Here is a 25675-nt window from a genome sequence, read left to right as displayed (position 1 = left end):
GGTGCCACCAGAATTCGTGACCCAACCGTTTCTGATAAGTGGCTGTGGGTTTCGACTTTGAATTGCTGTAATCAAGATCACTCGAGTTCTTCCGAACGAAGGGATCCGACAGTGACTAAGACGAGTACGAAACTATTGGCCGAGTTGTTCGGCACATTCTGGCTGGTATTCGGTGGCTGTGGCAGTGCGATCTTCGCGGCCAAGAATGTCGCCGATGCCGGCGAAGGCAACACAGGAGCGATCCAGCTGGGCATCGGCTTCCTGGGTGTAGCGCTGGCCTTTGGATTGACCGTCGTGACAATGGCTTACGCCGTCGGTCACATTTCGGGTGGACACTTCAACCCGGCAGTGACTCTGGGTGCGGTAATCAGTGGCCGACTTCCGGCCAAGGACCTGCCGGGCTACTGGGTGGCACAGGTGGTCGGTGGGCTCGTGGCGGGTACCGCGTTGTGGTTCATCGCCCGGGGTAAGCCCGGTTTTGAGGCTGCCGGCAATATGGCCGCCAACGGGTACGGCGAACACTCGCCCGACCATTACACCCTGGCAGCGGTGGTGACGGCCGAGATCGTGCTGACCGCGATCTTCCTCATGGTGATTCTCGGCGCCACCGACGATCGTGCTCCGAAGGGCTTCGGTCCGCTAGCAATTGGTCTGTGCCTCACATTGATTCACCTTGTTTCGATCCCCATCAGCAACACCTCGGTGAATCCAGCGCGTTCGACGGGTGTCGCCTTCTTCAACGGTGGGGCCGCGCCGGGACAGCTGTGGGTGTTCTGGGTGGCGCCGCTGATTGGCGGCTTGATCGGCGGGGTGCTCTACCCGGTGCTCTTCGAAAACGGCAAGTTCGCACTCGCGGGAGGCGCCGACAAGAGCTGATCCTGCCGCGCAGAACACGTCAGGTGTACCAGCGCCTGGCGTGTTCGGCGTGCGTTGGGAGGTAGGCGCCGGGACCGAAGTGCTCGTCGTAGAAGTCGAGGTCGATGTTCTGTGCCTGCAGGTACATCAGGACATGCACAGTCGGAACGGTGCCCGGAATCTTCCCGAAGGTCTCGTAGATGTAGGACGCCTCGACGGTGACGATCTCTTGGATCGCCTCCGCGGGGAGCGCGGCGGATCGCACCTTGCGTGAATCCGCCCAGGCTCCGGGGGTGTCCGGGTGGAAGGGGCCGCCGGGTCCGTACTTGCGGTCGATGAACTTCTGCACTCCGTCCGCGATCGTGGGAACGTGTGGCGGGCTGAGGGTTTCGAAGTACCCGGGTAGCCCAGTGGCGTTCGGGAACGGCCAGCGATCGTCGGTGTCCGAACGGAAACCGATACCGGGGGCGCGTGGATCGCCGGACCCGCCAAGTACCGAGAGCCGGTCCAGCCCGTCGAACATCCAGCCGCCCAGGCCGAGTGCTTGCAGCAGCAGCACCCCGTTGTGGGTGGCGGTGGCGAGTTCGGCGCTGGCCTCGGTGAGGGTGTACTGCTCGACGAAGGACAGCGGAATTGGGTCGTCGTAATTCCTGAGGCCGCTGAACTTTTCGGTGCCAGGAATGGGACGTCCGTTGACGTCGTCGTAGACGAGGTATCCGTTGGCGGCGAAGAAGGACAGGTTGGCGATTAGGTGTTCGGCCAAATCGGCCACCGGGAAGGCCAACAGGCTGCCCGGGTGGTTGCCGATCCAGGTGTTGTGTCCCTCCATGTACGGCTCTTCCCTGGGCAGCTCAAGTCGCGCATCCGAAATGCGGACATACGAATCGGCGGTGTGCGCGATCCAATCCTCGACGGATGTGAACTCCTGTGGCGGCTCATCGCGGGTGGGGAGCAGGTAGGTCCCGGTGTCGTCGGTGAAGAAGAGCTGACTGGTGTGAAAGCCCGCGGCGGAAGGAAACGTGCGACCGGTCGCACTGCCGGAATAATTCGGAAAGGAGGGGGCGTATCCGGGGTGATGTGTGATGCCATAGTGCCACCCAGTCACGCCACCGACCACCGAAAGAATCAGCGCCCGTTCGACTTCCGATATCGGGGTGACCGGGTGCTTGCTGGTGAAGGCGAGGGGACCGTCGGGAATGCGTCCGCCCAAAGGGAAGCGACGTGACCGTCGTCCGGTGATCGCCGCTAGCAGCGGGAACTGGGTGACCTGTGCGAGGGCTTCGCGTTCTCGGTCGGAGATTTGTAGCGGCATGAGCTAACCCGACCACTGAGGAGTTGTGGGGTCAACCTTTTCGTTCTCCCCTTTCAATTTATGACACAGAGGGGGGCTTGCCGCAAGGCCCCCTCTGTGCCGCACAATCCTGCGACCACGAATTTCGACGATGGGAACTGGGATGACGATGCCGAACTTCTTCGAGGCGCACGAGTCGGGTGCGTACTTCCACGGCACCAAGGCCGACCTGGCGATAGGTGACCTGCTGATGCCCGGGTATCTGTCGAATTACGAGGAGGGCCGCGTGATGAACCACATCTACGTGACGAGAGTGCTCCTTGGCGCGGGGATGGCGGCCATGATGGCCAAAGGTGAAGGCAGGGGCCATGTCTACGTCGTGGAACCGGAGGGCACCTTGGAAGACGACCCGAATGTGACGGACAAGAAGTTTCCCGGCAATCCGACCCACTCCTACCGCAGCCGGGAACCCGTGCGCATCGTCGGCGAGGTCATGGACTGGGTGGGGCCGCCTCCCGAATTCATGGAAACCTTCCGGGCGGGGCTCGCTGATCTGCAGCGCGAAGGAAACGCCGTCATCTACGACTAGGCCGTTAGGGCACGAAGCCCGAACCGGTGGATAGCGCCACCATAAAGAGTCCAACGAAGATCACCAACGTGCAGATGAGACCGACTCCGATGCCCGACCAGAATGCGGCCAACCACCGCCCGCGCCGGGTGTTATCGGGGGCAACGACCGCCGTCGCGATGGTGATGCCGACCGCGCTCCCCACCGCGAGACACCACAGCACTTCCGTTGCTTCCCAACGGAACATCATGCCCAGACAGATGGCCAGAAGGCAGAACGTCATGCTCAGCGCGACGCCGCCCAGGCTGAGTCGTCGGGCTTGTCGCCGCAGCACGGTGTCACGTGTGGTGCAGAGCCGCAGCATGGTGACAATCGAGAGCACACCGATCCCCAGCTCCACGAGAAGTATCACGTTGTAGATCGCCATAAGTCCCCCCGGATTGTTTCCCGGAGGCGACGTTAGCGGCTGCTCGTGGAGGTTCTGTGAAGGCGAGAAGGAGATTGCTGAGCTCTACGCGGCGCGTTCGGCGGTGCGCCACACTTTCAGGGCTTCGGTGATCATCGGGATCTGCAGGGGCAGTCGGGCAATGGCGCCGAGCTTTAGCGGAAGCGGCTTGTCCCACCACAGCCGCACCATATTGAGGTTGGCGGGGAAGACTGCGATGAACAGCAATGCCGCGACCAGCCCACCGGTCTTGCGGGTCTTGGGTACCAGCAGCAGCGCGCCGGTACCAATCTCCGCGACACCCGAGGCGTAGGTGTAGAGCCGGGCGTCGCCGGGTAGCTCGGCAGGGACGATCCCGTCGAAGGGTTTCGGTGCGACGAAATGCAGGGCGCCTACGCCGAGTAGCACTGCGGCGAGTCGGTAGGCGGGCCACTGGCTCAGCCGCGGGCTGGCTTTCGTCTCCATGACGGGAGTCTAAGCCGGAACCTCAGAGCCCCGCAGCGGTCTCCAAGCTTGGCAGCAGCTGTCGCGGTGTGCCGAGCAGCAGCGCGCTGCCGTGCGCACGTTTGAAGTACAGATGTGCGTCGTGCTCCCAGGTGATGGCGATGCCGCCGTGCAGCTGGATCGAGTCGCCGGTCACTGCCGAAAGTGCTTCGCTGGCCTTGATTCTCGCCACGGTCGCGGCCTCGGGGCTCAGGTCAGAGATGGCCTGGTACACGGTGGCACGCGCGGATTCCACCAGCACATATAGGTCGGCCATCCGATGCTTGAGGGCCTGGAAGCTGCCGATCGCGCGGCCGAACTGCACCCGTGTCTTGGTGTACTCGACGGTGAGTTCGAGGGACCGTGCGGCGGCGCCCACCTGCTCGGCGGCCAGCAGCAGTCCGGCCTTGTCGATTAGGCCGGGGGCATTTCCGATGGGTTTGGTTCCGGTCACCTCAAGCGCGGCCAGCCGACGGGTGGGGTCCAAGGTGGACAACTGAGCAGCTGTGACGTTCTCCGACAGGTTCACCTGGTCACCGTCGAGAGTGAGCACCACATCGGCGATATCGCCGTTGACGACGTACTTCGGATCGAAGGCCACCGCACCGATTGCTTCACCGGCGGCGAGAGATTCCAGCAGTTCGCCCTCGTACCCGGCCTCCAGCAGCGCGAGCTCGGCCCAGAGGGTCCCCATCAGCGGGGTGGGCACCAGACCGCGGCCCAGCTCCTCCACCACGACGGCGGCGTCGGCGAGTTCGCCTCCGGCGCCGCCAAATTCTTCGGGAACCAAGAGGGCGGCGGCGCCCACCTGCTCGCACAGGACCTTCCACAGACTCTCGTCGTAGCCGAGCGGTGATTCCATTGCGGCCCGAACCGCGGCCGAGTCGGCTCGTTTGGTCACCACGGAGCGGGCGGTGTCCTGGAGCAGCTGCCGTTCTGCACTCATGCCAGTGTCCTCTGCTCTTCGCGCAGGCGGCTCATCGCAAGCCCCCAAGTACGCGAGCGCGATGCCATTCGGAGGTGCCCCAGGCGGACATCAGTGCCCTCACCTTGAGGATCCACAGCGATAGGTCGTATTCGGCGGTGAAGCCGATGGCCCCGTGAGTCTGCAGCGAGGATCGCGCGGCAAGGTAGGCGGCCTTACCGGCGGCGACTTTGGCGGCGCTCACATCGCGTGCCGCGGTGGGGGATTGGTGGGCGAGTGAGAGTGCCGCGCCGTAAACCAATGGCCGGGCCAGTTCCAGGGCGATGTGCACATCGGCGAGCTTGTGCTTGACGGCCTGATAGGAGCCGATGGGTCGGCCGAACTGGGAACGCTGCTTGGCGTACTCCACCGCACGGTCCAGCAGTGCCTGTCCGGCGCCGATGAGCTGTGCCGAAATGGCAAGCACACCAAAGTCGATGGCTCGGCTGGTGTCTCCGGAGACGCCACCGCCCGTTGCCGTCACATCGAACACCCGACGAGTCGCATCGATCGACTCGTGCAGTGCGCCGGCCCGCGCCTCGCGGACGCCGATCTCGTCGGCGATGAGTATGAGCCCGGCGACATCCGCGTCGAGGGCGCGCGGGGTGATCGGGGGAGCCGCGACGGTGGCGATGAGCTCACCGGAGGCGAGCTGTGCGGAGCGGTCGTCCTCGGCGAGCAGCACCGGAGCCACCGCGAGCGATTCGACGACCGGCCCGGGCACCGCCCACTTGCCCAAACCCTCCAGCGCGACAACCAGATCGACGGGGTGTGCCTCGATGCCGTCGTACTTCTCGGAGACCGCCAGGGCGGTGACGCCAAGGTCGGAGAGTGTCGACCAGACGGCCAGGCCGGGTTCGTGGTTTCCGTCTGCCCACGCGCGCGCCGCGGCGGGAACGTCGGCGGCGGACAGGGCGGCGTCGATGCTGGCGGCGAAGTCGCGCTGCTGCGTGTCTAGATCGAACTTCACTTCTTGGGCTCTTTCGGCAGGCCGAGGATGCGTTCGGCGATGATGTTGCGCTGGATCTCGTTGGTACCCGCGTAGATCGGTCCACCGAGAGAGAACAGGTATCCATCGGTCCAGGGGTTGGTCAGCTCGCCATCCGCACCGCGCAGGTCGATCGCCGCCTCGTGTAGGGCAACATCGAGTTCGGACCAGAACACCTTGGTGATCGAGGACTCGGCACCCAGCTCGCCGCCGCCGGACAGCCGGGTCACGGTGCCGAAGGTGTGTAGCCGGTACGCCTGTGCGGCGATCCATGCATCGGCAACCCGCTCGGCGGCGAATTCGCTGTCTGGCACCGACTTCCACAGGTCCACCAGACGGTCGGCGGTGGCCAGGAAGCGGCCGGGGCTGCGCAGTGACATGCCGCGCTCATTGCTCGAAGTGCTCATGGCTACGCGCCAGCCGTCGTGCACCGCCCCAATGACGTCCGCATCGGGGACGAACACGTCGTCCAGGAAGATCTCGGCGAAACCGGCGTCGCCGTCGAGCTGCGGGATGGGGCGTACCGTGACGCCTTCGGACTTGAGATCGAACATAAAGTAGGTCAGGCCCTGGTGGCGCACGGAGTCCGGGTCGGAGCGCCACAGCCCGAATCCTCTGTCCGCGAAGGGTGCTCGCGAGCTCCAGATCTTCTGCCCAGACAAGAGCCAGCCGCCGTCCACCTTGCGTGCCGGGGAGCGCAGCGAGGCCAGGTCGCTACCGGACTCTGGTTCCGACCAGGCCTGCGCCCAGATCTCCTCGCCGTTGGCCATTTTCGGCAGGATGCGGTCTAGCTGATCCTTGCTGCCATGTGCAAAGAGCGTCGGCCCCAACAGGAACATGCCGTTCTGGCTGATCCGGGCGGGGGCGCCGGCTTTGAAGTACTCCTCCTCGAAGATCACCCATTGCAGCAGGGTGACGTCACGACCGCCGTACTCCTTGGGCCAAGACACCGCCGAGAATCCGGCGTCGAACAGCGTGCGCTCCCATTGGCGATGCGCCACAGCACCTTCCGGGGAATCGTAGGAGGGCAGTGGCGGATTCGGGACGTTAGCGGTTAGGAACTCGCGCACCTCCGTACGGAACGCCTCGGTCTCGTCGTCGAGCAGTAGGTCCATTAATTGGTCTCCTGTTCGTGCAAGGCGCGCAGGGTGGGCTTGACCACCTTGCCGCCCAGGTTACGGGGAAGTTCATCGAGAAACTCGACGAACCGCGGTTTCTTGAAGTTGGCCAGATGCTTTGCGCTGTAATTGATTACGGACTTGGAGTCCAGGGTCGCGCCGTCGCGCAGCACGATATAGGCCTTGCCGACCTCGCCAAGCCGGTCGTCAGGCACGCCGATCACCGCCGCATCCGCGACGCCGTCGAGTCGCAGCAGCGCCTGCTCGATCTCGGCGGGGTAGACGTTGAACCCACCGCAGATGTACATGTCCTTGAGCCGGTCGGTGATGGTGAGGTTGCCGTGCTCGTCGAGCTTGCCGATATCGCCGGTGTGCAACCAGCCGTCGGAGTCGATGGTCTCCGAGGTGGCCTGCGGATCGTCCAGATAGCCCTTCATGACATTGGCGCTGCGCAGCAGCACCTCGCCCTCGTCGCCTGGCTTCTCGGCCCCGTCGATCTGCAGTTCGTACCCGGCCATCGGGCGTCCGCAAGTGGTCGCGACGGTGATGGCGTCGTCATCTGACCGGCAGATGGTCGCGAAACCCTGTGTCTCCGTGAGGCCGTACGCGGTGAGCACTAGGTCGAAGTCCAGCTCCGACTGCATGCGTTCGATGAGTACCACGGGGACGATCGCGGCCCCGGTGACCGAGTACCGCAGCGAGGTCAGGTCGTAGTTCTTGCGCGTCGGATGGTCCAGCAGCATCTGGAAGATGGTGGGCGCCCCGGGTAGCACGGTGATCTTGTGCTGTTGGACCGCGGCCATCGCAGCTTCCGGTTCGAAGGTCAGCTGCGGCATGAGCGCCGCCCCGGTCTGCAGGCACGCCAAGATGCCGGCCTTGTATCCAAAGTTATGGAAGAACGGGCTGATGCACAGGTAACGGTCATGCTCGGTGAACTCGCCGTAGGTCGCCCAGGTCAGGGACGCGGCGAGCGGCTGGCGGTGCATGCACAGCACGCCCTTGCTGCGTCCGGTGGTGCCGGAGGTGAAGAGGATGTCGCTGATGTCCTCCGAGGTCACCGCCGCCTTGCGGGTGTCGATGTCCTCGTCGCTTACGCCAGCTCCGTGCGCGATGAACTCGTCCCAGGTGGATTCGTCACCGGCCTCGACCGCGATCCGCACGATGTGTTTCAGGTCGGGGAGCTGCGAAGTGTCCAGATTGTGAATGCGGTCGGCGCCCAGGAAGCTCCCGACCGACACCAGCACCGGCGCCTTGCTGCGCTGCAGGATGTCGGTCGCCTCGTCCACGGTGTACCGAGTGTTCATCGGGACGACGGCCGCTCCGGCGTACTGCGCGCCCAGGCAGGCGATGGGCCAGTGCCAGGAGTTCGGGGACCAGATGGCGACCCGGTCGCCGTGCCGAACGTCGAGCGCGATCAGGGCCGCGGCGAAGCGTCGAGCGCGGTCTCGGAGGTCGGCGAAGGTCAGCCAATGGTCGTCCGCATAGAGGGCGTCGCGGTCACCAAAACGGGCGACTGCCTGGTCCAACGCGGCCGGAATGGTGAGTTCGGGTGTCTGCATCGACTGTCCGTCCGCTCTCCTCTAACAAAGCAAGTGCTTGGTAGGTTAGCCTACTGGAGTGGTTGAGCACGAGTTGTCCCTGCGGGCATCCATGTCGTCGATGCCCGACGAGCAGGTACGTACCGAGATTCGGGAGTGGTTGGCCGAGAACCTTGTCGGCGAGTTCGCCGAGCTGAAAGGCCTTGGTGGACCGGGCAGCGAGCACGAGGCCTTCGACGAACGACTCGCCTGGAACCGGCACCTGGCCGCCGCGGGCTGGACCTGCCTGGGCTGGCCGGTTGAGCACGGCGGACGTGGGGCAACGATCAGTCAGCGCGTCATCTTCTATGAGGAGTACGCGCGCGCCGAGGCGCCGCACAAGGTCAACCATCTGGGTGAGGAACTGCTGGGGCCGACGCTCATCGCCTACGGCACCCCCGAGCAGCAGCAGCGCTTCCTGCCGACCATCCGCGATGTCACCGAGCTGTGGTGCCAGGGTTATTCAGAACCTGGCGCCGGGTCCGATCTCGCGAACGTGTCCACCACCGCCGTGCTCGACGGCGATGAATGGGTGATCAACGGGCAGAAGGTGTGGACCTCGCTGGCTCTGCAATCGCAGTGGTGCTTCGTGGTCGCGCGTACCGAGTCAGGATCCTCGCGGCACAAGGGTCTGTCGTATCTGCTGGTGCCGTTGGATCAGCCGGGGGTAGAGATTCGGCCGATCATCCAGCTGACCGGCACCTCGGAGTTCAACGAGGTGTTCTTCGACAACGCCCGCACCTCAGCCGATCTGGTGGTCGGCGAGCCCGGTGACGGGTGGCGGGTCGCCATGGGCACGCTGACCTTCGAGCGCGGCGTCTCGACACTGGGCAACCAGATCACCTATGCCCGTGAGCTTTCCCGGCTAGCCGAGCTGGCTCGGGCGAATGGCACGGCGGACGATCCGGCGATCCGTGAGCGCCTCGCCCAGGCCTATGTGGGGCTGCGCACCATGCGCGCCTACGCGCTGGCCACCATGGACGAGGAGCGTCCCGGGCAAGACAACGTGTCAAAACTGCTGTGGGCCAACTGGCATCGCGATTTAGGCGAGCTGGCGATGGAGATCATCGGCAAGTCGACCCTGCTGACCGATGACGGCGAGATGGACGCATGGCAGCGGCTGTTCCTGTTCTCGCGCTCCGACACCATCTACGGCGGCTCCAACGAGATTCAACGCAACATCATCTCCGAGCGGGTGCTCGGTTTACCCAGAGAGGCGCGCTAGTGAGTTTGTCGCAGGCACCGGAAGAAATTGCCGGACACGGACTTCTGAAGGGCAAGGCCGTCGTCGTCACCGCCGCGGCGGGCACCGGCATTGGGTCTTCTACCGCACGCCGGGCACTTGCCGAGGGTGCCGATGTCGTCGTCTCCGACTACCACGAGCGTCGCCTCAATGAGACCCGGGATGAACTGGCCGCACTCGGCCTGGGCAAGGTGGCGGCCGTCGTATGTGACGTCACCTCCACCGAGGCTGTCAACGCGCTCATCACCGAATCCGCTGCGGCCCTAGGGCGTATCGACGTCCTGGTGAACAACGCCGGGCTGGGTGGCGAGACCCCGGTCGCCGATATGACCGACGAGCAGTGGGACCGGGTGCTCGACGTGACCCTGACTTCCACCTTCCGCGCGACCCGCGCGGCCCTGCGGTATTTCCGCGAGGCCGGGCACGGCGGCGTCATCGTCAACAACGCGAGCGTGTTGGGCTGGCGCGCGCAGCACGGGCAGGCGCACTACGCGGCGGCCAAGGCCGGCGTGATGGCGTTGACTCGGTGCAGTGCCATCGAGGCCGTCGAGCACGGGGTGCGCATCAACGCCGTCGCGCCCAGCATCGCCCGGCACAAGTTCCTCGACAAGGTGACCTCCTCGGACCTGCTGGACAAGCTGTCCTCCGATGAGGCATTCGGCCGTGCCGCCGAGCCGTGGGAGATTGCCTCCACCATCGCCTTCCTGGCCAGCGACTACTCGAGCTACCTGACCGGCGAGGTCATCTCGGTGTCCAGCCAACGGGCGTGATATCCGGCACGTAAACTCGACCAAACAAGCGCTTGGTTGTTACAGTGAGGAGGTGGACAAGGTGGCAGAAGTGAATGCTTCGCCTGCTGCTCTTCGCGCAAGCGGCTCATCGCCGTCTCGGCGGGACGAGCTGCTGAGCCTTGCCGCCGAGATGTTCGCCGAACGCGGCCTGCGCGCGACCACGGTGCGCGATATCGCCGACGCGGCAGGAATCCTGTCGGGGAGCCTCTATCACCACTTTGACTCCAAAGAAGCGATTGTCGACGAGCTCCTGCGCGATTTCCTGGAGGGGCTGTTCGCGCGGTATCGCGAGATCGCGGCGGCCAACCTGAATCCTGTCGACACGCTCAAAGGGCTGTTTCTGGCCTCGTTCGACGCGATCGAAACCAAGCACGCGCAGGTCGCCATCTATCAGTCCGAGGCGCCGCGGCTGTTGTCGCAAGAGCGGTTTGCCTATCTCAACGAGCTCAACACCGAGCAGCGTGAACTGTGGCTTGAGGTGCTGCGCGACGGGATCGCCCAGGGGTACTTCCGCCCGGACCTCGATGTAGCCGTGGTGTATCGGTTCATCCGCGACGCGACCTGGGTGTCGGTGCGCTGGTTCCGCCCGGGTGGCTCACGCACGGCCCAGGACGTTGCCGAACAGTACCTTTCGATAGTCCTCGGCGGGATCACCATGAACAACACCGCTCAGCCCACCTAGTAACCAAGGAGATTCACCATGTCTGAGGCGTACATCATCGACGCTGTGCGTACCGCTGTCGGTAAGCGCAACGGCTCGCTGTCCAAGGTGCATCCGCTGGATCTGGGTGCGGCCACCTTCAAGGGTCTGTTCGACCGAGTGGACGTCGACCCCGACGCCATCGATGACGTGATCATGGGTGTGCTCGACGCCATCGGTGGGCAGGCCGGCAATGCCGGACGGCTCGCGTGGCTCGCCGGCGGGTACCCGGAAGAGGTGCCGGGCTGCACCGTCGACCGCCAGTGCGGATCGAGCCAGCAGGCCATTTCCTTTGCCGCGCAGGGTGTTATGTCCGGCACCGCCGATCTGATCGTGGCCGGTGGTTTCCAGAACATGAGCCAAATTCCGATCTCGGCAGCGATGCTCGTCGGCAAGGAGTACGGATTCACCTCGCCCACAGCAGAATCCGAGGGCTGGCTGCACCGCTACGGCGACCAGGAAATCTCGCAGTTCCGCGGCGCCGAAATGATCGCCGAGAAGTGGGACATCAGCCGCGAGGACATGGAGCACTTCGCGTTGGCCAGCCACGAGCGGGCCTTCGCCGCAATCCGCAACGGGCACTTCGACAACGAGATCATCCCGGTTGGCGACTTCCGGGTCGACGAGGGACCGCGCGAGTCCTCGCTGGAGAAGCTGGCGGGGCTCAAGGTCCTGGTCGAGGGTGGCCGGCTGACCGCCGCATTGGCCAGCCAGATCTCCGACGGTGGCAGTGCGGTCCTGGTTGCCTCCGAGCGGGCGGTCAAGGAGCACGGGCTGAAGCCGCGGGCACGTATTCACCACATCAGCGCCCGCGGTGATGACCCGGTGTTCATGCTGACCGGCCCGATCCCCGCCACCAAGTACGCGCTGGAAAAGACCGGCCTGACGATGGACGATATCGATGTCGTCGAGATCAACGAGGCCTTCGCGCCCGTCGTGCTGGCCTGGGCCAAGGAATTTGACGTCGACCTGAAGAAGGTCAATCCGAACGGCGGCGCGATTGCTCTTGGGCATCCTTTGGGTGCCACCGGAGCCAAGCTGTTCGCCACCATGCTCAATGAGCTGGAGCGCACCGGAGGCCGCTACGGCCTGCAGACGATGTGTGAGGGCGGCGGTACCGCCAACGTCACCATCATCGAGCGCCTCTGATTCGTATCGCCAAATGTCGACAGTCGCCGGCGTAGCGTGAACATATGCGCGCTGGAATCCTGATCGGTACGGCCTTTGTGACGTTCGGCGTCATCGCGAGCGCCGCCCCGGCGGTCGCTGAGCCGTGCCCACCGGAGGTGTGCAGCGTCCCCGGGCTCCCGGGCTTGCCGAGTGGCGGTATCCCGTTCATGCCGTCGTCGATGTCCGATCTCCCGCCGCAACTTTCGCGGTACGAGGGGTGGGGGGACCCGCAGCCGGATTGGTGGAATCAGGGGGAGGATCTCGGCCCAGCTCCCGCGCCAGCACAACTTCCGCCGGGGTTGGTGGAGCAGGGGCTGCGGTGGATGGATGGCGCCAATGGTGCGCCGCCCATGTACCCGCCGCCGGCCTAGCCCTCCTAGTCCCCAGCCCAGGTGCCGAACGGCACGTCGGGATCGGTGCCGTCAGGAGTGGACGGGTCGGCGCCGCCGATATCGTCCGCGTGGTCCGGAACGTAGGGATCGGTTCCGTACGGCACATCCGGGTTGGCGCCACCGGAGTTCTGGTCTTGTAACAACACATGGTGCCGACCGCGGTCGGTCGGCAATTCCATGGATCCCTGCGCGGGCGCGTGAATTGGCTGCTCCGGCACCGATGGCTCGTCGGGGTCGGCCGCGGCAATGGGAGCCAACGCGAGGGCCGCGAAGGTCGCCAGGCAACAGGCTGCCGTCGAGAAGGTGAACTTTCGGTTGGTCATCCTGCCAGGATTCTCCCGCAGTCTGTGAATCCGCTGGGGCTTTCCTTGCTGTCGAATGGGAATCTGGCGAGGGATTTGCCTCGTGAGATACCCACTCGGCGGCTAGAGAATCGCTGAGTTGGCTGCCTTCAGGTGGTCGACGGCCTCGGTGACGATCGAGTCGATCAGCTCCTGGCAGGTCGGCAGATCGTCCAGAATGCCCGCGACCTGACCGGAAGCCAGAACTCCGGCACCTGTATTGCCTTCTACCAGACCGGCCTTCAGCAGCATCGGGGTGTTGGCGGCCATGAGCACCTGCGACCAGGTGAGCTCCTTGCCGTGCCGCATCGCGAGGCCGTCTTTGACCATGGACGCCCAGCTCATGCCGGTCATCTTCTTGAACTTGGCAGCGTTGCGCACCGCGGCGGCGAAACCGCGTACCCGTGAGCCACTTTCGAGCTTCTCGACGAGCTCGGTGCGCAGCACTCGGTGCGGCATCCCGTCCACACGTGTCGACACCACGGTGCCGCCGAGATCGGAGGCCAAATAGCGCTGCTTCACTGCGTCGGGCACCGTGCTGTCGGAGGTGAGCAGGAAGCGCGTGCCCATGGCGACGCCGGCGGCACCGTAGGACAACGCCGCGGCCAGACCGCGTCCGTCGAAGAACCCGCCCGCGGCGATCACCGGCATTCCGGTGTCCTTCACCGCATCTAAGACCGAGGGCAGCAGTAGCGTGGTGGCGACCGGTCCGGTGTGGCCACCGCCCTCACCGCCCTGCACGATCACCGCGTCGGCGCCCCAGGCCGCGACCTTCTTGGCGTGCTTGGCGGCTCCGATGGATGGAACGACCACAACGCCATTGTCTTTCAGCTTCGCGATCAGATCCTGCTTGGGCGCCAGCGCGAACGAGGCGACGCGAACCTTTTCGCGGATCAGCAGATCGATGCGCTCGGTGGCGTCACCGGCATCGGCGCGAATGTTCACACCAAAAGGCTTATCGGTCAGCGACTTCGTCTTCGCGACGGCCGCGATCAGCTCGTCGAGCGTCATGGTCGCCGAGGCCAGGATGCCTAGTCCGCCGGCGTTGGACGTGGCTGCGACCAGGCGTGGCCCGGCGACCCAACCCATGCCCGTCTGTACGACGGGGTGGTCGATGCCGACCAGTTCGGTCAGCGCGGTCTTGAGGACGGGCGTGCTCACGCCTTGACTTCTTTGTCTCGGAACGACTTCGGATCGATGACCTCGCGGATTATCCGCAGCTCTTCGTCGGTCGGCAGCCGGGTCTCGCCGGCTTCGTCCAGCCCGTGCACCTCGAAGCTGGTGTTGGACGCGACCTCCTCGGCGGAGACGCCGGGGTGCAGCGACAGAGCCTGCATCTGACGATCTGGGCCGTTGAAATCGAACACGCCGAGGTTCGAGATCACCCGGAAGACGTTGAGGTACTTGAACGCAGGGTTCTCCGGGTCGACCTTGTCGTATCCGACACCGGAGACCACGTCGACAGAGTTACCGAACACCCGCGTCGAATGGTTGCCCACGAAGTAGGAGGTGGCGTGGTTGATGGTGTTCCCTGGGGCGCCGCGCACACCGAACATCTGCCGGGTGGGGTGCTGCAGCGGCCCGAACGCCGAGAGGTTCTGGTTGCCGTAGCGGTCAATCTGGTTGGCGCCCATGACGACATGGCGACGACCGGAGGCCACCACGTCGAACACCTTGCGGAACGGCATCCAGCCTTCGATGGGCGATGTCCCGCCGATCGCGGGTGTCTCGGCCATCAAGACGGCTTCGCCGTCGGAGAGCACCAGATCGGGGGAGAAGGTCAAGCGGGCCAGACGGGCTCCAACGGTCGACATCGTCGACATCGCGGAGGCCATGATCTCGCCTGCGTCCCTGAACAACTCGGCGCATGCGACGGCGCACACCTCGGCGCGGGTGATTGTCATGACTTCTGCCCTCCATTGTCTGCTCTTCGCGCAAGCTGCTCATCGCCGAAACGCTTGACGGCTGCCTGGTAGTCCTCTTCGGAACCGGACAGGTAGGTGTCGACGAACTTCTGCCAGGTTTCGGGATCGGCGGCAGCCTCGGCGTAATGGCGTTGGAACTTCTCGTCGCGGCCGTAGTCGGCGGCGCCGATGGTGAAGTGTGCACCGCCGGGTGCCTCGACCACCTTGTCGACCATCATGCGATTCAGCAGAAGCGACTGTAGTGGAACGGATTTCACCAATTCCTCGGTCGAGACGACCTTCTCCACCGACAGGTACCGGCGCTCAGCGGCCATGCAGTAGAGGTCGTCGAAGTACGGATCGACGCCGGTGTAGGCGGCGTTGCCGGTGGCGTCACCCAGATTCAGGTGCACGAAGGCGGCGTCCAGGTTCAGCGCCGGCATGGCCACAAGCGTCTCGTTGTCGGCGTAGGGCGAGGTGACGGTCTTGAGTTCGTCGCCCCAGAAGTTCATGACGTCAGAGCCCAGCCCGGCACGGATGGGTAGGAACGGCAGGCGTGCGGCGGCGGCTTCCAGGCCGCACTTGACCATGCCCTCGTCCATTTCGCGAGACTCGATCGCACCGGTGGTGCGCGCCTTGGCGAACCACGGGTCGTAGAACGGCGGCGAGTCCAGCGAGACGAAGCCGTAGTACGCCTTCTTGACCTTGCCGGCCGAACACAGCAGGCCCAGGTCTGGCCCGCCGTACGTGACGACGGTCAAATCCTTAATGTCCGAACGCAGAATCGCGCGCACGAATGCCATTGGCTTGCGGCGTGAACCCCAGCCGCCAAGTCCGATGGTCATTCCACTGCGCAGCTCGGCGACAACATCATCGAGGGAAGTTCGTTTGTCACTCATATTTTCTCCTCTTCACGCAAGCGGCTCATCGGCTACTGTCCCTTCGGCTTTCCGGTCTCGACGAACGCGTCACGATGCTCGTCGGCGACACCGGCCAGGTTGAGTTCGAACGTAAAGCCTTGTTCCATGCGGTAGCTCGACTCGACGTCCTGCGGGTCGATGAAGTTGATGGCCTCTTTGGCGGCCCGGATGACGCGGGTGTCCTTGGCGGCGATATCCCGTGCTACGCGCAGGGCGGCCTCGTCGAGTTCCTCGCGGGGCACCACCTCGTGCACGGATCCAAAGTGGTGCAACGTCTTCGCGTCGACCTTGGCGGCGGTGTAGAACATCCGACGCATCAGGTGCTGCGGTACAAGTCGCTGCAGATGGGTGGCCGTGCCGAGCGCACCGCGGTCCACCTCGGGGACGCTGAACACCGCGTCATCGGAGGCAACGATCACATCGGCGTTGCCCACCAAGCCAATTCCGCCACCGAGGCAGAATCCGTTGACGGCGGCGATGACCGGGACCTTGCAGCGATACACCGCACTGAAGGCTTCGAAGCAGCCCCGGTTGGTATCGATGAGGGCCTTGTGGCCCAGCCCCTCGGCCTGGGTGCGCTGCATCTCCTTGATGTCGGCGCCGGCGTTGAATCCGCGGCCCTCGGCGCGCAGGATCACCACGTGGGTGGACGGATCATCGCCCGCGGCGAGGATCGCGTCGGCCAGTTCGAACCATCCGCGCGAGGGGATGGCGTTGACCTTTGGATAGTCAACGGTGACGGTGACGATGCCCGGTTCAACCGTGGCAGTGGTGATGGGCATTGAGCTCCCTCAAGGTACCGAAACAAGCACTTGCTTGGTACGCTACCATGGCCCGTGCGCAGCAGGAAAGCGCAGGACAATTGGCAGTTGGTGCACGGAAGGAATGACGGCGTGACCGCATACGACCTCGGCCTCGGCGGTCGCGTCGTGCTGGTAACCGGTGGCGTCCGCGGCGTCGGCGCGGGAATCAGCCGGGTCTTCCACGAGCTCGGCGCCACCGTGATCACCTGTGCGCGCCGTCCGGGTGAAACTCCCTATGAGTTCCACTCGTGCGATATCCGCGACGAGGAGTCGGTGGATGCGCTTATCGGCGCCATCGTCTCCGCACATGGACGCCTGGATGCCGTGGTGAACAACGCCGGCGGCGCGCCCTTCGCTCTCGCGGCCGACGCAAGCCACAACTTCCATCGCAAGATCATCGAGCTGAACCTGCTCTCCGCGCTGCTGGTCTCGCAGCGCGCCAATGCCGTGATGCAGAACCAAGACGACGGCGGCGCCATCGTCAACATCACCAGTGTTAGCGCGAGCAGGCCGTCGCCCGGCACCGCCGCCTACGGCGCCGCGAAGGCGGGCCTGGAAAGCCTCACCCGGAGCCTCGCGGTGGAGTGGGCACCCAAGGTACGGGTCAACGCACTCGCCGCCGGGATGATCCGCACCGAGCTATCGGAAATGCACTACGGCGACGAGGATGGGATCGCCGCTGTTGGTGCGACGGTGCCGCTGGGACGTCTCGCCAACCCCGACGAGATCGGTTCGACCGCAGCCTTTCTGGCCTCGCCACTGTCTTCGTATGTGACCGGTTCGGTCCTCACGGTTCACGGCGGAGGGGAGCGCCCCGCGTTCCTCGATGCCGCCAATGTCGAAACTAAGGAGAAGTAACGTGCCAGGTTTGCTCGACGGTCGGGTCGTCATCATCACCGGTGCGGGCCGGGGCATCGGCCGCGCGCATGCACTCGCGTTCGCGGCAGAAGGCGCGCAGGTCGTCGTCAACGACATCGGTGTGGGCCTGGACGGCTCGGCCGGCTCCAGCCCGGCACAGGAAGTCGTTGAGGAGATCAAGGCCGCCGGTGGCGAGGCCGTCACCAACGGTGATGACGTCGCAGACTGGGGCGGCGCCAAGAACCTCGTCGATACGGCGGTCAATTCCTTTGGCCGCCTGGATGTTCTGGTCAATAACGCCGGGTTCCTGCGTGACCGCATGCTCGCCAACATGAGCGAGGAGGAGTGGGACGCGGTAATCCGCGTGCACCTCAAGGGTCACTTCGCGCCGCTGCGTCACGCCGCCGCCTACTGGCGTGACGAGTTCAAGGCCGGTAATGCGGTGGATGCGCGCATCATCAACACCAGCTCGGCTGCTGGTCTGCAAGGCAGTGTCGGACAAGGGAACTACGCCGCCGCCAAGGCAGGGATCTCCACCCTGACGCTGCAGGCCGCCGCTGAGATGGGTCGCTACGGGATCACCGTCAACGCGATCGCGCCCGCCGCCCGCACGCGGATGACCGAGGCCGTCTTCGCCGAGACCATGGCTAAGCCGGAGGATGGTGCATTCGACGCAATGGCCCCGGAGAATGTCTCACCGCTGGTGGTCTGGCTCGGTAGCCCCGAGTCTCGCGAGGTCACCGGCAAGGTGTTCGAGGTCGAGGCCGGCATCATCCGCGTCGCGGAGGGCTGGGCGCACGGCCCACAGGTGGACAAGGGTGCCCGTTGGGACCCAAGCGAATTGGGCCCGGTGGTCACCGACCTGCTCGGGCAGGCGCGTACCCCGGTCCCGGTCTACGGTTCGCAGGGCTGACGCCTTGCGCCGAGTGTGAGCGCCAGGTTGGTGAAATCGCCGAGTGTGAACGGCAGCGCTCACACTCGGCGGGACGGAACTAAGCCCGTTCGAGGATGACGACAGGGATCTTGCGGGTCGTGTACGACTGGTACTTGTCGAAGTCTGCATAGAGCTCGACAAGCTTGGGCCAGTAGTACGCGCGTTCCTCGTCATTGGCTGTCCGCGCCGTCATAGTGCGGATATCACCCTTAACCTGAACGGTAACTTCAGAGTTGGCCTTCAGATTGAGGTACCAGGCTGGGTTGGCGGCGCGCCCGCCCTGCGAGGCCACCAAAACGATCTTGTCCCCGTCGGGCAGAAAGAGGAGCGCGCTCAGCCGCTTCTGCCCGGTCTTGCGGCCGGTCGTGGTGAGCAGCATGACCGGTATACCCCATGGGAAAGCCGCACCCACACGCCACTTTCCGCCGAGCCGGCCGTCGGTGCGCTGGTACAGCCAGACGTTGGCGGTTGTCATCCATTTGATCAGCTTGCCGGCGAACTCGGAGTTCAGCTGGGCGGGTGCGGTTGCGGATGATCCGCTAGCGGGAAGACCGTTAGACATGGCCCTATGCTACGAGGGTGTCAACACCTGCAGCCTCAGACGAAGTTCGTATTGCCGCCGCCAACGCGTACATCGAAGCCTTGGTCACCCACCAGGCCGACGCGGTGCCGTTCGCCCCGGAGTGTGTGCGAATCGAGCAGGGTGTCAAGACCGGGTTCTCCGGGGATCACTTGCGGCGCAGCCTAAATAACGGCCCGCAATTCAAACTCATCGCGGCCGCGTCGAACCGAAAGTTCCGCGTCGAGGGGGAGAACGTCATCGCGAGTTTCGTTATCGAGACCAAGGCCAAGGCGGCCGGATGGCGGGTCGTCGCGAAAGTGGACGAGACCTTCAAAATTCCGGCAGACGATCCGCGGATTCATCACATCCGGGCGATCTTCGTTCCGAAGCTGTCGCGTACCTAGAACACGTTCTAGATCTGCAGGTTTTCGTTTCCATGCCCTTGTCCTGGGGTGGATTTCTGTGCTTCACTGCCACTAGAGCCATTAGTGAAATGCATCACAGGCCAGGAGGTACGGCGTGGTACATCCCCATCTTCCCGCGGATATCGACTTCACCGATCCCGAACTCTTCGTTCGAGGGATCCCGGAGCGTGAGCTCGCCGAACTGCGACGTACCGAGCCAATCTGGTGGAACCACACCGCACGCGGGGTTGCCGGGTTCGATGACGACGGCTTCTGGGTGGTATCCAAACATAAAGATGTGAAGGACGTTTCGCTGCGGTGCGAGGTGTTCTCCAGCGAGGAGAACACCGCGATACCGCGCTATCTGTCCACCACTCCACGCGAGCGGATCGATGCGACGCGTTTGATCATGCTCAACATGGACCCGCCGCGGCACAGCAGATTGCGGCATATCATCAGCAGGGGGTTCACGCCGCGTGCGGTGGGCCGGCTGCGCGATGACCTGAATGCTCGCGCGCAAGGCATCGCGAAGGCGGCCGCGCAAAACCACCACGGTGACTTCGTGGACCAAGTGGCCTGTGAGCTTCCGTTGCAGGCCATTGCGGGCCTCATGGGGACTCCTCAAGAGGAACGCGAACAGCTCTTCGACTGGTCCAACAGACTGGTCGGCTCGGACGATGGTGATGACACTGCGATCGCCAGCACTGAGCTGCTGATGTACGCCATGCAGGTGGCGGCGCGAAAGGCAGCCGACCCTGGCGAGGATATTTGTACGGATCTGCTGAACGCCGATATCGACGGCCACAAGCTATCCGATGACGAATTCGGTTTCTTCGTCATGCTTTTGGCGGTGGCAGGCAACGAGACAACCCGCAACTCCATCACGCACGGCATGCACGCCTTCACGCAATTCCCGGAGCAGTGGGAGCTGTACAAGAAGGAGCGTCCCGAGTCGGCGGCCGATGAGATCGTGCGTTGGGCGACCCCGGTGACGTCGTTTCAGCGGACGGCACTTGAGGACACCGAGCTCGGTGGCGTGCAGATCAAGAAGGGTCAGCGCGTCGTGATGATGTACCGCAGCGCGAACTTCGACGAAGAGGTCTTCGAGCACCCGTTCAGCTTCGACATCATGCGTAGTCCCAATCCGCATGTGGGATTTGGCGGTAACGGCGAGCACCACTGCGTCGGGGCGAACCTGGCGCGGATGACCATCAATCTGATGTTCAATGCGATTGCCGACCACATGCCCGACCTCACGTCGGCCGGTGACCCGGAGCGGCTGCGTTCGGGTTGGCTGAACGGCGTCAAGCATTGGGAGGTCGACTTCTGCCCGGCCGGATTCGGTCGGGCCAGCTGACACGAAAAGACCCCCGGACACCGCGGCGCCGGGGGTCTTTTCGTGTCGCTGCTAGATGCGCTCGATGATGGTGCCGGTGGACAGCGCACCGCCCGCGCACATCGTGATCAAAGCCGTTGATTTGTCGGTGCGTTCGAGCTCGTGCAGCGCCGTGGTGATCAGTCGGGCGCCGGTGCTGCCCACGGGGTGACCCAGCGCAATCGCACCGCCGTTGACGTTCACACGATCGAAGTCCGGCTTGTGCACGGCGGCCCAGGACAGCACGACGGAGGCAAAGGCCTCGTTGATCTCGACGACGTCGATATCGCCGATCTTCATGCCGGCGCGGTCGAGCACCCGCTGCGTCGACTGCACCGGACCGTCCAGGTGGTAGTACGGCTCGGCGCCGACGAGCGCCTGCGACACGATGCGCGCACGGATCTTCAGGCCCAGCGCACGGGCTTTGTCCTCGTCCATGAGCAGCACCGCGGCGGCGCCGTCGGAAATCTGCGACGATGTACCGGCGGTGTGAATGCCTTCGGCCATAACGGGTTTCAGGCCCGCCAGCGACTCCAGGGTGGTCTCGCGGAGGCCCTGGTCGCGGTCGACGGTCTTCGTCTCGCCGGTGAGGTTGCCTTCCTTGTCCACCTGGGGGGCGTCCAGTGCGGTGATCTCGCGGTCGAAGCGACCCTCGGCCCACGCCTGCTTGGCCAGTGCCTGCGAGCGGACGCCGAGCCCGTCGACGTCGGCGCGGGTGATGCCGCGGCGCTTGGCGATGCGCTCGGCAGCTTCGAACTGGTTGGGCATATCGATATCCCAGGACGCAGGGCGCGGGATGCCGGTGCCGCCGACATTGGCACCGAGCGGTACGCGGCTCATGGATTCGATGCCGCACGCGATGCCGGTGTCGATGGCACCCGAGTAGATCAGGCCGGCGATCAGGTGGTTGGCCTGCTGCGCACTGCCGCACTGGCAGTCGATGGTGGTTGCGCCGGTGGCTTCGGGCAGCCCGGCGTGTAGCCACGCCTGCCGGGTGATGTGGCCGCCCTGCTCGCCGAACTGGGTGACACAGCCGCCAATGACCTGCTCGACCTCTTGGGGATCGAGGCCCGCGCGGGCGATCACTGACTTCTGGATGCTGCCGAGCAGCTCGGCCGGATGGAGACCCGCGAGCCACCCACCTCGTTTGCCGATGGGGCTGCGCGTCGCTTCGACGATGACCGGATTACCCATGGAGCTGCTCCTTTGCGCTCTGAACGTTCACTTCACGGTAGAACACGTTTCAGTCCGGAAGCAATGAGAACGTGTTCTCACCCCACGCACCACGTTTTGTCTGCGCTGATCGTGTGCTTCAATGGGGCTAGAGAGTGTCGTATCTCACTCGGCTCTCACTAGATGCTCTAACCAGATTGTCCCTGAAAGACGCCCCCGAAAGGCCATAGGAGTTCAACGTGGTGCACCCCAGCCTTCCCGCCGGTTTCGACTTCACCGACCCGGAGATCTACGCAGAGCGGCTCCCCATCGAGGAGCTCAAGGAGCTGCGGAAGACGGCTCCCGTCTGGTGGCAGGAGCAGCCCGACGGCATCGGTGGCTTCAACGACGGCGGCTACTGGGTCGTCTCCAAGCACAAGGACGTCAAGGACGTCTCGTTGCGCAGCGACGTCTTCTCCAGCTGGGAAAACACCGCCATTCCGCGGTTCGCCGATGACATGACGCGGGAGGCCATCGAGCTGCAGCGCTACGTCATGCTGAATATGGATGCCCCGCATCACACGCGACTGCGCAAGATCATCTCCCGTGGCTTCACCCCGCGGGCGATTGGACGGCTGCGCGAGGAGCTGAACGAGCGCGCTCAGCAGATCGCGAAGAACGCGGCGGCGAGCGGCTCCGGTGACTTCGTGGAGCAGGTTTCCTGTGAGCTGCCGCTGCAGGCCATCGCCGGTCTGCTCGGGGTTCCGCAAGAGGACCGTGGCAAGCTCTTCAACTGGTCGAATGAGATGACCTCGTACGACGACCCCGAGTTCTCTCACATTGACCCGGCGGCGTCGTCGATGGAGATCCTGGCCTACTCGATGGAGATGGCGAAGCAGCGCGCCGAGAATCCGGGCGAGGACATCGTGACCACGCTTATCAACGCCGAGGTCGAGGGCGAGGGCAAGCTGTCGGACGACGAATTCGGCTTCTTCGTGATCATGCTTGCGGTGGCCGGTAACGAGACCTCGCGTAACTCGATCACCCAGGGCATGATGGCCTTCACCCAGTTCCCGGAGCAGTGGGAGCTGTACAAGAAGGAGCGCCCTGAGACGGCGGCCGACGAGATCGTGCGTTGGGCGACCCCGGTGACGTCGTTTCAGCGGACGGCACTTGAGGACACCGAGCTCGGTGGCGTGCAGATCAAGAAGGGTCAGCGCGTCGTGATGATGTACCGCAGCGCGAACTTCGACGAAGAGGTCTTCGAGGATCCCTTCTCCTTCAACGTCATGCGTAATCCCAATCCGCACATGGGATTTGGTGGCAGCGGTGCGCACTACTGCATTGGGGCCAACCTGGCCCGGCTGACCATCAACCTGATGTTCAACGCCATCGCCGATCACCTGCCGAACCTGGCTCCGGCAGGCGATCCGAAGCGGTTGCAGTCCGGCTGGCTCAACGGCATCAAGCACTGGCAGGTTGATTTCACCGGCGCCAGCGGTTGCCCGGTTCTGCAGTAATTCTTCAAAAGGAAACGAGCAAAATGGATTTCGCCTTCGCGGAGGAGCAGCAGGCTGTCTCCGACGTGATCGAAGCGGTGCTTGCCGATCGTGAGTTCATCGGTGTGGTTCCGGAGGTCGGATACGACGAGAATGCCTGGCAGGCCTTGTCTGCCAATGGAGTTCTGTCATTGGCGCTCCCCGAACGTCTTGGTGGTGATGGTCTGGGCCTGGCCGAGGTGTCCGTCGCCTTGCGGGTTCTCGGGAAGCATGGTGCGCTGACGCCGGCCTTGGCGACGCTCGGATTCGGCATCGTGCCGCTTGTGGAGCTGGCCTCCCCGGAGCAGCAGGATCGGTTCCTCGCCGACATCGGTGCAGGCGGCATCTTGACGGCGGCTTTGGATGAACCGGGCCGAGCGGTTCCTTCCGTGCCGTCGGTTTCGGCGGTACGCGATGGGTCCTCGCTGGTGTTGAACGGCCGAAAGATCGGTGTTCTGCATGCAGCCGAGGCGAATTGGATACTTGTCACCACCGACAATGGCGTCGTTGTGGTGGCACCTAACACCCCGGGCGTGACGATTCACCGGACGCCGACGGCCAGTAAGGCCGCCGAATACGCGGTCACCTTCTCGGACGCGTCGGTGCCCGCTGGAGATCTGTTGGCAGGTTCGCAGCTCGATTCTCGCGCGGTCGATCGGCTGAATGCGTTGGCTTTGGCGGCCATTGGTTCCTACGCGGACGGGTTGGTTTCCGGCGCACTGCGTTTAACTGCCGACCACGTGTCCAACCGCGTGCAGTTCGGCAAGCCGCTGGCCACCTTCCAGGCCGTAACGCAGCAGCTGGCGGACGTTTATGTGGTGTCGCGGACGCTGAATCTTGGTGTTATCTCGGCGGTATGGCGTCTTTCGGAAAGGCTGGATGCCACCGAGGATTTGGATATCGTGACGTTCTGGATGGCCTCGGAAGCCCAGCGTGTCATGCAGATCTGCCATCACCTGCACGGCGGTCTCGGTGTCGACATCACCTATCCGATGAATCGCTACTACTCGACGATCAAGGATCTGAGCCGCCTAGTGGGCGGTTCCTCTGAGCGCCTCGACGTTCTCGCTGCGGCGCAAGCCTGATTGGACTAGACGATGTTCATTGACCTCACGCCGGAACAGGCCAAGCTACAAAGCGATTTGCGGCAGTACTTTTCGAATCTTGTTACCGCCGAAGAGACCCGCGGAATGATGCTGGACCGCCACAGCTCCTCCTATGAGGAAGTCGTGCGCCGAATGGGCACGGATGGCTGGCTCGGCGTCGGCTGGCCGAAGGAATACGGCGGACACGGATTTGGTCCGCTAGAGCAGCAGATCTTCATGAATGAGGTGATCCGCGCCGACGTCCCTATGCCGTTGGTGACATTGCAGACCGTCGGACCGACGCTGCAGAAGTACGGCACCGAGGAACAGAAGAAGAAGTTCCTTCCCGGAATCCTCGCCGGTGAGATTCATTTCGCGATCGGTTACACCGAGCCGGAGGCCGGTACCGACTTGGCGTCATTGCGTACCACCGCCGTCCGCGATGGCGACCACTACATCGTCAACGGGCAGAAGATTTTCACCACCGGTGCGCACCAGGCCCAGTACATCTGGCTGGCCTGCAGGACGGACTCGGATGCGCCGAAACACAAGGGCATCTCAATCCTGATCGTGGATACCACGGATCCGGGTTACTCGTGGACGCCGATCATCACCAACGATGGCGCGCACCACACCAACGCCACGTACTACTCCGATGTCCGGGTGCCCGTGGAAATGCTGGTGGGTGAAGAGAACTTGGGCTGGAAGCTCATCACCACGCAGCTAAACCACGAGAGGGTTTCACTCGGCCCCTCCGGTCGGATCGCCGCGATGTACGACCGGGTGTACGAGTGGGCCGCCAAGCCGGGGGCTGACGGAGTGGCGCCGCTGTCGCACGATGATGTGCGCCGTGTGCTCGGAGAGATGAAGGCGGTGTGGCGGCTCAACGAGCTGCTGAACTGGCAGGTTGCCTCGTCGGGCGACGACATCAGTATGGCTGATGCCGCGGCGACAAAAATCCTTGCCACCGAATGGATTCAGAAGATCGGCCGTATGAGTGAGGGCGTGGTGGGCCGCTACGGCGATCCCGCGGACGCGAACACCGCCGAGACACTCGAATGGCTTGATGCACAGACCAAACGCCACCTGGTGATCACCTTCGGTGGCGGCGTGAATGAGGTGATGCGAGAGATGGTGGCAACGGCCGGACTCGGTACCCCGAGGGCTCCGCGGTGATGAGCGCTTGCGCGAAGAACGGACAGATATGAGCGACA

The 25675-nt window shown here is 64.1% G+C and carries 27 protein-coding genes and 1 pseudogene; 14 read left to right on the top strand and 14 right to left on the bottom strand.

Annotated elements, in window-relative coordinates; translation table 11 throughout:
• The first annotated feature begins 111 nt into the window (after window positions 1–111).
• Window positions 112–876, top strand: coding sequence for an aquaporin Z (gene aqpZ, locus FZI91_RS20385; RefSeq protein ID WP_162525904.1), 765 nt, complete (start codon window positions 112–114; stop codon window positions 874–876).
• 19 nt (window positions 877–895) lie between these two features.
• Here the strand turns inward: aqpZ and FZI91_RS20380 are convergent, their stop codons facing one another.
• Entirely contained in the window at window positions 896–2167 is a 1272-nt protein-coding gene (locus FZI91_RS20380; RefSeq protein ID WP_155940945.1) for a hypothetical protein, read from the bottom strand.
• 142 nt (window positions 2168–2309) lie between these two features.
• On the opposite strand from FZI91_RS20380, the gene arr reads away from it, so the two are divergent.
• Window positions 2310–2735, top strand: a complete 426-nt coding sequence (arr, locus tag FZI91_RS20375) for an NAD(+)--rifampin ADP-ribosyltransferase (protein ID WP_155940944.1) — start codon at window positions 2310–2312, stop codon at window positions 2733–2735.
• 4 nt (window positions 2736–2739) lie between these two features.
• Here arr and FZI91_RS20370 read toward each other — a convergent pair whose 3' ends face one another.
• From FZI91_RS20370 to FZI91_RS20345, 6 genes are all read right to left on the bottom strand, one after another.
• Entirely contained in the window at window positions 2740–3141 is a 402-nt protein-coding gene (locus FZI91_RS20370) for a hypothetical protein (protein ID WP_155940943.1), read from the bottom strand.
• Window positions 3142–3225: 84 nt separating this feature from the next.
• Complete coding sequence (locus tag FZI91_RS20365) at window positions 3226–3624, bottom strand: MauE/DoxX family redox-associated membrane protein (RefSeq protein WP_155940942.1); 399 nt, start codon at window positions 3622–3624, stop codon at window positions 3226–3228.
• Window positions 3625–3646: 22 nt separating this feature from the next.
• Entirely contained in the window at window positions 3647–4588 is a 942-nt protein-coding gene (locus FZI91_RS20360) for an acyl-CoA dehydrogenase family protein (RefSeq protein ID WP_155940941.1), read from the bottom strand.
• 31 nt (window positions 4589–4619) lie between these two features.
• Window positions 4620–5576, bottom strand: coding sequence for an acyl-CoA dehydrogenase family protein (locus FZI91_RS20355; protein ID WP_162525905.1), 957 nt, complete (start codon window positions 5574–5576; stop codon window positions 4620–4622).
• On the bottom strand, window positions 5573–6709 hold the full coding sequence (locus tag FZI91_RS20350) for an acyl-CoA dehydrogenase family protein (protein ID WP_155940940.1): 1137 nt from the start codon (window positions 6707–6709) through the stop codon (window positions 5573–5575). The genes FZI91_RS20355 and FZI91_RS20350 overlap by 4 nt, the downstream gene beginning before the upstream one ends.
• Entirely contained in the window at window positions 6709–8271 is a 1563-nt protein-coding gene (locus tag FZI91_RS20345) for a FadD3 family acyl-CoA ligase (RefSeq protein ID WP_155940939.1), read from the bottom strand. The genes FZI91_RS20350 and FZI91_RS20345 overlap by 1 nt, the downstream gene beginning before the upstream one ends.
• A gap of 100 nt (window positions 8272–8371) precedes the next feature.
• On the opposite strand from FZI91_RS20345, the gene ipdE1 reads away from it, so the two are divergent.
• From ipdE1 to FZI91_RS20320, 5 genes and pseudogenes are all read left to right on the top strand, one after another.
• Window positions 8372–9514 carry an acyl-CoA dehydrogenase IpdE1 gene (gene ipdE1 / locus FZI91_RS20340; RefSeq protein ID WP_155941165.1) on the top strand — a complete coding sequence of 381 codons (1143 nt, stop codon included), beginning with the start codon at window positions 8372–8374 and terminating at the stop codon, window positions 9512–9514.
• Entirely contained in the window at window positions 9514–10302 is a 789-nt protein-coding gene (gene ipdF, locus FZI91_RS20335) for a (5R,7aS)-5-hydroxy-7a-methyl-1-oxo-2,3,5,6,7,7a-hexahydro-1H-indene-carboxyl-CoA reductase (protein WP_162525906.1), read from the top strand. The genes ipdE1 and ipdF overlap by 1 nt, the downstream gene beginning before the upstream one ends.
• 52 nt (window positions 10303–10354) lie before the next feature.
• Window positions 10355–11005 carry a TetR/AcrR family transcriptional regulator gene (locus FZI91_RS20330; RefSeq protein ID WP_162525907.1) on the top strand — a complete coding sequence of 217 codons (651 nt, stop codon included), beginning with the start codon at window positions 10355–10357 and terminating at the stop codon, window positions 11003–11005.
• An 18-nt stretch (window positions 11006–11023) separates the two neighbouring features.
• Complete coding sequence (fadA6, locus tag FZI91_RS20325; RefSeq protein WP_155940938.1) at window positions 11024–12172, top strand: steroid 3-ketoacyl-CoA thiolase FadA6; 1149 nt, start codon at window positions 11024–11026, stop codon at window positions 12170–12172.
• Between the two features lie 44 nt (window positions 12173–12216).
• Window positions 12217–12474 (top strand): annotated as a pseudogene (locus tag FZI91_RS20320) (hypothetical protein); the annotation flags it as partial.
• A gap of 95 nt (window positions 12475–12569) precedes the next feature.
• On the opposite strand, the gene FZI91_RS20315 reads toward FZI91_RS20320, so the two are convergent.
• The 5 genes from FZI91_RS20315 to echA20 all read right to left on the bottom strand — a co-directional run bounded on the left by FZI91_RS20315 (window position 12570) and on the right by echA20 (window position 16532).
• Window positions 12570–12908 (bottom strand): hypothetical protein, encoded by a 339-nt coding sequence (locus tag FZI91_RS20315; protein ID WP_155940937.1) that lies wholly within the window; start codon window positions 12906–12908, stop codon window positions 12570–12572.
• A 102-nt stretch (window positions 12909–13010) separates the two neighbouring features.
• Window positions 13011–14087: a (3aS,4S,5R,7aS)-5-hydroxy-7a-methyl-1-oxo-octahydro-1H-indene-4-carboxyl-CoA dehydrogenase gene (gene ipdC, locus FZI91_RS20310; protein WP_162525908.1), complete on the bottom strand. Its 1077-nt coding sequence runs from the start codon at window positions 14085–14087 to the stop codon at window positions 13011–13013.
• Window positions 14084–14830, bottom strand: coding sequence for a CoA-transferase subunit beta (locus tag FZI91_RS20305; RefSeq protein WP_155940936.1), 747 nt, complete (start codon window positions 14828–14830; stop codon window positions 14084–14086). Before FZI91_RS20305 ends, ipdC begins: the two co-directional genes overlap by 4 nt.
• A complete protein-coding gene (gene ipdA, locus FZI91_RS20300) occupies window positions 14827–15729 on the bottom strand; it encodes a cholesterol ring-cleaving hydrolase subunit IpdA (protein ID WP_155940935.1) in 903 nt (300 codons plus the stop codon). The genes FZI91_RS20305 and ipdA overlap by 4 nt, the downstream gene beginning before the upstream one ends.
• 32 nt (window positions 15730–15761) lie before the next feature.
• On the bottom strand, window positions 15762–16532 hold the full coding sequence (gene echA20, locus FZI91_RS20295; protein WP_155940934.1) for a (7aS)-7a-methyl-1,5-dioxo-2,3,5,6,7,7a-hexahydro-1H-indene-carboxyl-CoA hydrolase: 771 nt from the start codon (window positions 16530–16532) through the stop codon (window positions 15762–15764).
• Between the two features lie 111 nt (window positions 16533–16643).
• Between echA20 and FZI91_RS20290 the strand changes: the two genes are divergently transcribed.
• Together FZI91_RS20290 and FZI91_RS20285 are read left to right on the top strand one after the other, a co-directional pair.
• Window positions 16644–17411 carry an SDR family oxidoreductase gene (locus FZI91_RS20290; protein WP_162525909.1) on the top strand — a complete coding sequence of 256 codons (768 nt, stop codon included), beginning with the start codon at window positions 16644–16646 and terminating at the stop codon, window positions 17409–17411.
• A gap of 1 nt (window position 17412) precedes the next feature.
• The gene (locus FZI91_RS20285; RefSeq protein WP_313884541.1) at window positions 17413–18324 is read left to right on the top strand and encodes an SDR family oxidoreductase; all 912 of its coding nucleotides are present in this window, start codon (window positions 17413–17415) and stop codon (window positions 18322–18324) included.
• 79 nt (window positions 18325–18403) lie between these two features.
• On the opposite strand, the gene FZI91_RS20280 is transcribed toward FZI91_RS20285, so the two are convergent.
• Window positions 18404–18907, bottom strand: coding sequence for a nitroreductase family deazaflavin-dependent oxidoreductase (locus FZI91_RS20280; protein ID WP_155940932.1), 504 nt, complete (start codon window positions 18905–18907; stop codon window positions 18404–18406).
• A 17-nt stretch (window positions 18908–18924) separates the two neighbouring features.
• Between FZI91_RS20280 and FZI91_RS20275 the strand changes: the two genes are divergently transcribed.
• Window positions 18925–19311: a hypothetical protein gene (locus FZI91_RS20275; protein WP_162525910.1), complete on the top strand. Its 387-nt coding sequence runs from the start codon at window positions 18925–18927 to the stop codon at window positions 19309–19311.
• Between the two features lie 115 nt (window positions 19312–19426).
• Window positions 19427–20668, top strand: a complete 1242-nt coding sequence (locus FZI91_RS20270; RefSeq protein ID WP_162525911.1) for a cytochrome P450 — start codon at window positions 19427–19429, stop codon at window positions 20666–20668.
• Window positions 20669–20719: 51 nt separating this feature from the next.
• Here FZI91_RS20270 and FZI91_RS20265 read toward each other — a convergent pair whose 3' ends face one another.
• Complete coding sequence (locus FZI91_RS20265; RefSeq protein WP_155940931.1) at window positions 20720–21880, bottom strand: steroid 3-ketoacyl-CoA thiolase; 1161 nt, start codon at window positions 21878–21880, stop codon at window positions 20720–20722.
• Between the two features lie 218 nt (window positions 21881–22098).
• On the opposite strand from FZI91_RS20265, the gene FZI91_RS20260 reads away from it, so the two are divergent.
• The 3 genes from FZI91_RS20260 to FZI91_RS20250 are packed head-to-tail and all read left to right on the top strand — an operon-like array spanning window position 22099 to window position 25637.
• Window positions 22099–23358 (top strand): cytochrome P450, encoded by a 1260-nt coding sequence (locus tag FZI91_RS20260; RefSeq protein WP_162525912.1) that lies wholly within the window; start codon window positions 22099–22101, stop codon window positions 23356–23358.
• A 23-nt stretch (window positions 23359–23381) separates the two neighbouring features.
• Window positions 23382–24461, top strand: a complete 1080-nt coding sequence (locus FZI91_RS20255) for an acyl-CoA dehydrogenase family protein (RefSeq protein ID WP_155940930.1) — start codon at window positions 23382–23384, stop codon at window positions 24459–24461.
• Between the two features lie 12 nt (window positions 24462–24473).
• Window positions 24474–25637 carry an acyl-CoA dehydrogenase family protein gene (locus FZI91_RS20250; RefSeq protein ID WP_155940929.1) on the top strand — a complete coding sequence of 388 codons (1164 nt, stop codon included), beginning with the start codon at window positions 24474–24476 and terminating at the stop codon, window positions 25635–25637.
• Window positions 25638–25675 lie beyond the last annotated feature (38 nt).

The organism is Mycobacteroides sp. CBMA 271 (genome assembly GCF_009729205.1).
GTDB lineage: Bacteria > Actinomycetota > Actinomycetes > Mycobacteriales > Mycobacteriaceae > Mycobacterium.
Note: the sequence above shows the minus strand (reverse complement) of the source record. Positions and strands in the feature narration are given on the sequence as shown.

Bases quoted from the DNA above. Each gene is read 5' to 3' on its own strand.
- FZI91_RS20370 (WP_155940943.1), bottom strand. From the start codon at position 3,141: ATGGCGATCTACAACGTGATACTTCTCGTGGAGCTGGGGATCGGTGTG.
- ipdE1 (WP_155941165.1), top strand. From the start codon at position 8,372: ATGCCCGACGAGCAGGTACGTACCGAGATTCGGGAGTGGTTGGCCGAG.
- FZI91_RS20265 (WP_155940931.1), bottom strand. From the start codon at position 21,880: ATGGGTAATCCGGTCATCGTCGAAGCGACGCGCAGCCCCATCGGCAAA.
- FZI91_RS20380 (WP_155940945.1), bottom strand. From the start codon at position 2,167: ATGCCGCTACAAATCTCCGACCGAGAACGCGAAGCCCTCGCACAGGTC.
- FZI91_RS20365 (WP_155940942.1), bottom strand. From the start codon at position 3,624: ATGGAGACGAAAGCCAGCCCGCGGCTGAGCCAGTGGCCCGCCTACCGA.
- fadA6 (WP_155940938.1), top strand. From the start codon at position 11,024: ATGTCTGAGGCGTACATCATCGACGCTGTGCGTACCGCTGTCGGTAAG.
- FZI91_RS20280 (WP_155940932.1), bottom strand. From the start codon at position 18,907: ATGTCTAACGGTCTTCCCGCTAGCGGATCATCCGCAACCGCACCCGCC.
- FZI91_RS20250 (WP_155940929.1), top strand. From the start codon at position 24,474: ATGTTCATTGACCTCACGCCGGAACAGGCCAAGCTACAAAGCGATTTG.
- FZI91_RS20350 (WP_155940940.1), bottom strand. From the start codon at position 6,709: ATGGACCTACTGCTCGACGACGAGACCGAGGCGTTCCGTACGGAGGTG.
- FZI91_RS20305 (WP_155940936.1), bottom strand. From the start codon at position 14,830: ATGACAATCACCCGCGCCGAGGTGTGCGCCGTCGCATGCGCCGAGTTG.
- ipdA (WP_155940935.1), bottom strand. From the start codon at position 15,729: ATGAGTGACAAACGAACTTCCCTCGATGATGTTGTCGCCGAGCTGCGC.
- echA20 (WP_155940934.1), bottom strand. From the start codon at position 16,532: ATGCCCATCACCACTGCCACGGTTGAACCGGGCATCGTCACCGTCACC.
- FZI91_RS20360 (WP_155940941.1), bottom strand. From the start codon at position 4,588: ATGAGTGCAGAACGGCAGCTGCTCCAGGACACCGCCCGCTCCGTGGTG.
- FZI91_RS20315 (WP_155940937.1), bottom strand. From the start codon at position 12,908: ATGACCAACCGAAAGTTCACCTTCTCGACGGCAGCCTGTTGCCTGGCG.
- arr (WP_155940944.1), top strand. From the start codon at position 2,310: ATGACGATGCCGAACTTCTTCGAGGCGCACGAGTCGGGTGCGTACTTC.
- FZI91_RS20255 (WP_155940930.1), top strand. From the start codon at position 23,382: ATGGATTTCGCCTTCGCGGAGGAGCAGCAGGCTGTCTCCGACGTGATC.
- FZI91_RS20345 (WP_155940939.1), bottom strand. From the start codon at position 8,271: ATGCAGACACCCGAACTCACCATTCCGGCCGCGTTGGACCAGGCAGTC.